Below are 7354 nucleotides of genomic sequence, written 5' to 3'. Positions count from 1 at the left end.
GCATCGCTGAGGTCGCTGGGGTAAGATCGTCTAAGAGTCACCCCTTAAGGATACCACCCTTTTACGACAGCCTCTAACCGCCCGCGCCAGGACCTGGGCCACCCTGTCCGCCTCTAGGGCCATCCCCGCATCCCCTAGGCCCCTACGGCCTCCTCCAGGAGGAGCCTGGCGAAGGCCCCCCAGGCCCTGGCCAACTCGGCATTGCGCCAAAGGCCGAGCCGCTTGGCCTCCCGCCAGGAGAGGAGGTTGAGCTCCCCGGGGTCCTGGGGGGTGGACAGGAGGAGCAAGGGGAAGTAGCGCAGGGGGAAGCCCCGCCTCCTCAGCCAGGGCAAGTAGTCGTCCCAGACCTCCCGGAAGAAGGGGTGCCAGAAGGGGAGGGGAGGAAGGCCCTGGTGGAAGGGGAAGAGGTGGGTGGAGGCGGCCGCATACCCCCGGTACTCGGGGGGCTGTTCCCGGATCAGGGCGGCCACCCAGAGGGCCTCCCGCCCCTGGAAGCGCCGGAAGGCCACCAGGTTGGCCAGGCTCTCCTCCACCACCCGGCCCCAGCTCTCCCGGTAGGGGTCGGGGAAGAAGTCCGCGGTGTCCATGAGGCCGTGGGCCAGCTCGTGGTAGTAGACCTTGTCCACCGCCACCTCCCCCGGGACCCCCGCTTTCTTCGCCCAGGCCAGGATCCGCTCCGGGCAGAGGAAGATGGCGGGCCCCTCCTCGGCCTCAAAAGCGGCGAGGGCCTCGGGGGCGGGCTCCCGGGCCGCCAGGCGGGGAACGTCCCCCTTGCTGCCGGGGTCCAGGCGGCGGAGGTAGAGGCCCGCGGCCACGAGCACCGCCTGCCTCCTCCAGGCCTCCCCGTCCTCCATCTCCAGGTCCCGGAGGGGGGCGAAGGGGTCCTCGTCCTCTTCCAGGTCTTCCAGGTCGCCCTCCCTCAACCGGCGGAGGCGTTCGCGGAGGCGCTCCTCCAGGAAGAAGCGACGCCGCTCGGGCGGGTAGAGGCGGTCCATCTGGGCCTCGCTCACCAGGTAGACGGGAAGGCGGGCGGCGAGGGCGGCCAAGGGGGTGTCCAGGCGCCCCCAGAGCTCCTCGCGGCCGAAGTCCAGGCGGTCCCCCTCCAGGGAACCCAGGTCGTGGATCCTCACGGGCACGCTCTCCATCTTCTCCTTCATGGCTTCCTCCTTTCCTCACTCGCGTAAAAGCACCTCTGTCCCCTCCCCCAGGAGGAGCTCCCGCCACCGCTCGGGCAGCTCGGTGTGGACGGGGAGGAGGTAGCGGGGCCGCAGGCGCCGCACCACCTCCAGGAGGTCGGGCTCGGGGGCGTGGCCGGAGGTGTGGAAGGGGTTTTTCACCCCGGCGGGGTCTTGGGGAAGGCAGGCCAGGCCCTCGGGGAGGAGGTGGAAGTCCAGGCGCCGCAGCCAGGCCAGGAGGACCTCCAGGTCCAGGATCTGTTCCTGGTCGGCCCAGTAGGAGTTGCTGAAGATGTAGGCCCCCCGCCGCGCCTTCCTGCCCAGGGCGGCCTCCAGGAGGCGCAGGTCCAGGAGGCGGTTCACCTCGTAGAAGCCGAAGGCCAGGAGGTAGGCCCCGGGGTCTTGGGCCACCTCCTTCAGGGAAACCTCCCGGACGGGGGCCTCCTCCCAGAGCGCGTTCTCCCACGCCCCCGTGCGGTTTTTTTCCTCCTTGAGCACCAGGACCTCCCGGAGGACCCCTTCCCAGGGGTCGGGCTCGGCCTCCGCCAGGCCGAAGAGGAGGTAGGCGTCCTTGGCGGTGACCACCAGGGCCCGCCCCACGTCCCGCGCCACCTCCAGGCAGGAGAGGAGGCGCTCCAGGTTGCGGGGGGCGAAGTCCACGGCCACCGGGGACCCCTCCCACCGGGCCACCTCGGCGTGGAGGGCCTCCCTCACCTCCCCCTCCGTGCGGGCGGGGCGCGCCTCCCCGAGCCGGGTCCCCTCCACCACCAGGAGGAGGACCTCGCGGGTCTCCAGGGCCCGGAGGAAGGCCTCCGTGTTGGCTCCCCAGCGGCCGTGCCGCCTGAGGTCCCCCGTGTAGACCAAAAGCCCCTCGGGGGTCTCCACGGCGAAGGCGGCCGCCCCGGGCACCGAGTGGTCCACGGGGAAGGCCTCCACCCGGAAGGGCCCCAGGGAGAGGGGGGCCTGGGCCTCCTGCCAGGGGTGGCCCTGAAGGCTTTTGCCGCTCGGGGAGCGCTCGTGGAACCTCCCGAGGGATCCCAGCACCCGGTAGGGGCGGCGGAGGTACAGTTCGCGGTCCCCGTCCAAGACTCCCCCCTTCTTCGCGTTCGGGCGCCTCGGGGTCAGGTAGGCGGCCTCCCCGTCCACCCCCGCCTGGGCCGTGTCCTGCATGGCCTTGACGACGGCGGCGGTGGCCGCGGTGGCCACCACGGGGAGGTCCCCCCGCAGGTAGCCCACCGCCCCGGTGTGGTCCAGGTGGGCGTGGGAGAGGAGGAGGGCGAGCACCTTCTCCCCGGAGGGGAGGCCCCCGCCGAGCAGCCCCCGCTCCAGGTGGGAGGGGAGGAGGGTGTCCGCCTGGCCCTCCCGGTAGAGGCCGGGGAGGGGGGGCAAGAGGCCCAGGAAGAGGAGGTCGCGCAGGCCGAAGCGGGCGGTGCGGGGGGAGAGGAACTCGGTGAAGTAGGTCCCCCACCGCCCGAAGGGCCGGCCGAAGTCCAGGAGGAGGGCCCCCTCCTCGGCCTCCAGGAGGAGCTGGTTGCCCCCGATCTCCCCCCAGCCCCCGAAGACGTGCACCGCCAAGCCGCCCAGGACAAAGCGCCTCACCCCGCCCTCCCTAGGCGGGGCGGGTGCCCTTGACCCGGCCCCGGGCGTCGTAGTGGTAGACCATCCGCCCCCTGCGGACGATCACCGTGTCGGCGGTCCAGCCCAGGAGCTCGTCCTGGCTGGAGATGCCGAAGCCCCCGATCCGCCTGCCCTGAGCGTCGTACACGTCCAGGTAGTTGCCCCTGCGCCGCACCGAAGCGATGTCCATGTCCCTCACCTCCTCCTCCTCGTACTCCGCCACCCAGAACTCCCAGTAGCCGCCCACCACCAGCCGGTCCTTCCCGTAGTCCATCCCCAAAATGAACCCCCGCGGCGCGGTGAGGACGGGCATCCAGCGCTTCAGGTCCCTGGAGGCCAGGACCACCCCCTGGGCGGCCATCACCAGGTACCACCCGTTCCCGTAGGTGGCCTCGTCCAGGTCCCACTCCAGGTCCCGGCCCACCTTGTGGTACTTCCAGTTCCTCCCGTCCTTGGAGACCATGAGGGTACCGGCGTTCCCCGCCGCCAGGAAGCCCGCCTGCGTGTACTTCACGCTGTTCATGCGGGCCGGGGCGCGGATCACCTCCCACTTCCTCGTGTCCCGGGAAACCAGGATGCGGAAGGGGGCGGTGGCCACGAAGACCCCGGCCCCGAAGGCCACCCCCGTCACCTGCCCCCCGAGGAAGCCCCCCGAGGTCTCGGGGTCAACGGCCCAGGCCCTCCACTCGCCCCGCGCCTGCGCCAACCCGGGGTCGGCGAGGAGGGCCAGTCCCGCTAGGAGGCAGAACCCTGCTTTTCTTAGCCCCCGTGGAGGTTCCATGAGGCCAGGCTAGGCCGGGCGGGGAGGGGAGGACAAGGCGGGTTTCGCAAAACCCGTACTCCTTGCAGACTAGGGAGGGCCGGGGTTATGCTGGGGGCATGGGGGAAGGGCGGCTTGCGGAAGGGGTCCAAGGGGAGGTCCCGGGATGGGAAGGGGGGAAGGCCGGCCGCCCGCCGGCCCTCCTGAGTCTCTTCGCCCTGGAGGAGTTCCCTGGCGTTGACGAAGCCCTCTTGGAGAAGCTCGGCCTGCGCCCGGGAAGCGTCCTCTCCCAGGGGCTCCTGCTCCTTCGCCTGGCCACGGAGGCCCACAAGAAGGGGGCGGAGCTCCGCTGGAACACCACGGAGGCCCTGAAGGAGAGCCTCCTTTCCTTCCTGGAGGAGGAGAGGAACGCGAAGGAGCTCCTCGCCGGCCTGGGTCCGGGGGAGAAGGCCCTTCTCAAAGTTTCCGAGAGGTCCAAGCCCGAGGAGGCCCTGAGGCGGGCGGTGAGGAACTTCCACGTCCGCTACCATCCCCGGGACCTGGTCCGCAGGCTCCTCAAGCGCCTGGGCTCCCGCCTCCACCCCCCGGACGGCCTGCGGGACCTCCTCGGAGCCTGCACCCCCGAGGCCTGGGCGGCGGCCACCCCCTTTTCCGGGGCCTTCCGGGGCGTCTTCGCTCTGCTGGAGGGGTCCTACGGCCTGGAGGCCCCGGCCTTTGAGCGGGCCCTGGCCCCCTGCTTCGTCTTCGCCTTCCTGCGGGGCGAGGGGAGGGTGGCGAGGCCCTTTCGGGAGATTCTCCCGGACCTGACCCTGGGCAGGAGAACCGTGGGGCTCCGGTACCAGGAGGAGTGCTGGGTGGCCCGGGTCCGGCCCAGGGGGGGCGGCCCGGGGGAGCTCTACGAGAAGCCCTCCTTCCGCTCGGAAAAGCCCTTCGGCCCCAGGATTCCCTCTCCCTCCTTCGGGAAGGCCCTCCCGGGGTGGTACGGGGCCCTGGAGGCCCGGGGCCACGGGGAGTGCCCGGAGGACTGCTTCCCCGAGGAGGGGTACGACTGGGACCTGGTGGCGGAGTACCGCGACGCCCTCTGGGAGGCCCCGGCCTCCCCCGGGAAAGGGGGGAAGGCGTGAGGCCCGCCCGCCCCTTCCGGGAGCTCCTTCAGGAGGCCCTGGCCGCGGCCAGGGAGGGGCGGGCGGAGCCCTTCGGCGACGCCTTCCGGGAGGAAGCCGAGGGGCACGCCCGCCTGGGCCCCAGGGGAGAAGACCCCGTGGCCCGGGCCCTGGCCCTGGGGCGGCAGGCCCTCGGCCACCTGGCGCGGGGAGAGCGGGAGGAGGCCTGCCGAAAGCTCTCCCAAGCCCTGGAGCTCCACCCCTCCCTGGGAGGGGGCCTCGCCCTGGACCTGGCCGAGGCCCTCTGCGGGAAGGAGGCCTTCCGGCCTCTCCGGGAGCGCCTCGCTCGCCGCAAGGAGGTTCCCCCCGGGTTCCAACTCCTGGCCCTCCTGGACCGCCTGCCCCCGGAGTTCTGGGTGGAGGTCCTGAGGGGATCGCCCCGGACCCCCTCCTCCCCGAGAAAAGGCCGGGCGGAAGCCGAGGCCCCGCCCCGCCTCCGGGAAAGCCCTCCGCGGAGGCCCAGGCCCTCCGTCCCCCGTCCGAGGATCCCCTTCGCCTACCGGCCCTTGCGCCGGGAAGGGCGCAAAGGGGAGGGAGAAACGCAGGTGTACGCGTTTGCCCTCCGGTCTACAGATGCTTCCAAGTGGCTAGGGTCCTTGGGTGCCACCGAGCTCCGCCGCTGGGTGGCCCCGGGCCTGGAGGTGCGGGAGGTGAGGGGGCGCCTCTACCTCCGGGTCTTGCCCGAGTTCCGGGAGGCCTACCCCCAGGCCGCCCTCCTGGTGCTGGAGGCGGGTAGAGCGCGGGTCCTGGCGCCCTTGCTCCCCGCCGAAGGCTCCCTGCCCCTTCCCGTGGACCTGAAGGGGGGAGCGGACCTTGTGGCGGAGGTCTGGTCCTGGGAGGACCTTATCCTGGGGACCCTGGCGGAGCTTTTGCGGGAGGGGCGCTTCTACCCGGACCTTCTCGGGATATGGCTCCTCTACGGGATGACACAAGGACTCATCCCCCCAGAGGTGGCGGCGGCGGCTCTCAGATGGCTCGAGAGGGGGAGCTGAGGGCGCGCCCCACCCCGGCCCCCGCTTGGCTCCCGGCGCTCCAAGCCCTAAGATCCCGACCCGAAAGGGTCGGGTCTAGTGAAGCCCTTGCGTCCCATAAACCCCGAAGGGGAGGAAGCGAACCCTCGTTCCGGCGCCGGTGGAGGTGTCTATGCGGAGTAAGCCACCCGCTGAAGTGGCTCCATAAAGAACGCCATCCTTGAAGCTGAGCCCATAAACCCCCTCAAAGCCGATGGTGCCCACCAGGATCGCCTGTTTGGAAGCGAGGTCTACCTTCACCAAGGAGTCGCCCGAAAGGGAACCGCAGCTGACGGAGGCGTAAAGGGCATCCCCGAAAGCCGCATCGCCGCTGGAATCGCAGGGGAGGGACACTCCTGGTATGGCAGAGGCCGCCCCGGTCAATGGATTCAGCTCATACACCCCGCTCCCTCCGATCCCGAACAGCCGACCCTGGGCGTCCAAGGCAAGCCCATTGAGAACGGCCCCCGTGCTCCCCACTCTGGTAGCCACACCGCTCGCCACCTGCACCTTGTAGAGGCTGCCGCCGCTATCCCCAAGCGCCCAGGCAGAGGAGCTCTTCCCATCCCAAGCCAGATCAAACACCCCGAGAATTCGCTGGCCCGAGGCGGTGCGAATCGGGCCCACCTTCACATCCTGCCGATCCTGAGAAAGCGAGATCCACCAGAGCTCGTCCTGAGAGCTTACTGCCAGGAGGGAGGGGTCTGGCGGAGAGGGAGGAGGCGGGGATACCAGGTTTTGAGAGCACGAGGCGAGAAAGGCCATCAAACCGATGGTGATAAAGCGGGAAAATTTCAGTGTGCTCATACAAGGCAAAGTTTAACCAGGCGTGAGCTTGCCTTGCAAAGACCATGACAACCAGGTGAATGTCTCGCTCCCGATGGGCAAGCGAGGCTTTGTTCGCAGGAAGGCAAGCCCCAAGGAGGGCCTCGCCCACTGCCTCCGCCTGATCCAAGAGGTGGCTGAGGTGGCTCCACCCACCCCCAAAGGCAACCGGGGCCGCTCCTGGCGCTCCAGCCACCCAGTCCCTGGCCCACCGCACCCCCAAGCACCTGGACCTTCAGCTCTAGAAAGCCCTGCCCCCCTCCACTTCATGTACACCGCAGCGCTGTCCTACCGGAGGGAGGACCGGCTTCCCCGCCTTCGTCGGGGGTGGGGTGGCCGGGAGGGCTGCGCTCCCGACCCCCGGCTTGGGGGGGAGGCCCTACGGCGGTTTGCCCTTACCGGGGGGTGACTTTTGGTGGACGCGGTGTTTGAGGGGAAGGAGGTTTGGGGGTACGAAGACACGGCTCGGTGGGGGATATCCTTGGCAAGCCCAGTCTGTCTGAGGGCCCCTTGCGCTAAGCGCGCCATTTGGTTAGCATGCCTCCCGTGGGCAAACCCCTCTTCCTCACCCCCGAGGAACTCGCCCGGGCGCTCCGGGTGGACCCGGAGACGGTGCGGCGCTGGCTCCGGGAGGGCCAGGTGCGGGGGCAGAAGGCCGGGCGGCTCTGGCGGGTGCCGTGGGAAGAGGGGGCGCGGCTTCTGGGCGGCGAGGAACGCCTGGAGGAGGCCTTGAAGGAGGTGCTGGGGTGAGGGTGGTGGCCGTGGTGAACGGCAAGGGCGGGGTGGGGAAGACCACCACCGCCG

7 protein-coding genes and 1 pseudogene are annotated in these 7354 nt (G+C 70.5%); 4 read left to right on the top strand and 4 right to left on the bottom strand.

All coding sequences use genetic code 11. The features are described from left to right. Positions 1-134 precede the first annotated feature (134 nt). From AC01Y6_RS09040 to AC01Y6_RS09030, 3 genes are read right to left on the bottom strand one after another with little or no spacing between them, the layout of a single operon-like run. Positions 135-1157, bottom strand: a complete 1023-nt coding sequence (locus AC01Y6_RS09040; protein ID WP_476671204.1) for a hypothetical protein — start codon at positions 1155-1157, stop codon at positions 135-137. Positions 1158-1172: 15 nt separating this feature from the next. Then, positions 1173-2774, bottom strand: a complete 1602-nt coding sequence (locus tag AC01Y6_RS09035; RefSeq protein ID WP_476671203.1) for an MBL fold metallo-hydrolase — start codon at positions 2772-2774, stop codon at positions 1173-1175. Between the two features lie 10 nt (positions 2775-2784). Further along, positions 2785-3573, bottom strand: a complete 789-nt coding sequence (locus tag AC01Y6_RS09030) for a hypothetical protein (protein ID WP_476671201.1) — start codon at positions 3571-3573, stop codon at positions 2785-2787. A 98-nt stretch (positions 3574-3671) separates the two neighbouring features. Between AC01Y6_RS09030 and AC01Y6_RS09025 the strand changes: the two genes are divergently transcribed. Together AC01Y6_RS09025 and AC01Y6_RS09020 are read left to right on the top strand one after the other, a co-directional pair. Continuing rightward, on the top strand, positions 3672-4676 hold the full coding sequence (locus AC01Y6_RS09025; RefSeq protein WP_476671200.1) for a hypothetical protein: 1005 nt from the start codon (positions 3672-3674) through the stop codon (positions 4674-4676). Then, the gene (locus AC01Y6_RS09020; protein WP_476671199.1) at positions 4673-5707 is read left to right on the top strand and encodes a hypothetical protein; all 1035 of its coding nucleotides are present in this window, start codon (positions 4673-4675) and stop codon (positions 5705-5707) included. The genes AC01Y6_RS09025 and AC01Y6_RS09020 overlap by 4 nt, the downstream gene beginning before the upstream one ends. 75 nt (positions 5708-5782) lie before the next feature. Here the strand turns inward: AC01Y6_RS09020 and AC01Y6_RS09015 are convergent, their stop codons facing one another. Further along, positions 5783-6532 carry an NHL repeat-containing protein gene (locus AC01Y6_RS09015; RefSeq protein ID WP_476671198.1) on the bottom strand — a complete coding sequence of 250 codons (750 nt, stop codon included), beginning with the start codon at positions 6530-6532 and terminating at the stop codon, positions 5783-5785. A gap of 73 nt (positions 6533-6605) precedes the next feature. Here AC01Y6_RS09015 and AC01Y6_RS09010 point away from each other — a divergent pair. Next, positions 6606-6956 (top strand): annotated as a pseudogene (locus AC01Y6_RS09010) (hypothetical protein); the annotation flags it as partial. Positions 6957-7087: 131 nt separating this feature from the next. Beyond that, on the top strand, positions 7088-7300 hold the full coding sequence (locus AC01Y6_RS09005; RefSeq protein ID WP_347240213.1) for a helix-turn-helix domain-containing protein: 213 nt from the start codon (positions 7088-7090) through the stop codon (positions 7298-7300). The last annotated feature ends 54 nt before the right edge of the window (positions 7301-7354 follow it).

It is taken from the genome of Thermus sp. (genome assembly GCF_056332225.1).
This window is presented reverse-complemented; position numbering and strand designations above follow the sequence as displayed.

Coding starts and splice junctions, on each gene's coding strand:
- AC01Y6_RS09040 (WP_476671204.1), bottom strand. CDS start 1,157: ATGAAGGAGAAGATGGAGAGCGTGCCCGTGAGGATCCACGACCTGGGT.
- AC01Y6_RS09030 (WP_476671201.1), bottom strand. CDS start 3,573: ATGGAACCTCCACGGGGGCTAAGAAAAGCAGGGTTCTGCCTCCTAGCG.
- AC01Y6_RS09015 (WP_476671198.1), bottom strand. CDS start 6,532: ATGAGCACACTGAAATTTTCCCGCTTTATCACCATCGGTTTGATGGCC.
- AC01Y6_RS09025 (WP_476671200.1), top strand. CDS start 3,672: ATGGGGGAAGGGCGGCTTGCGGAAGGGGTCCAAGGGGAGGTCCCGGGA.
- AC01Y6_RS09005 (WP_347240213.1), top strand. CDS start 7,088: ATGCCTCCCGTGGGCAAACCCCTCTTCCTCACCCCCGAGGAACTCGCC.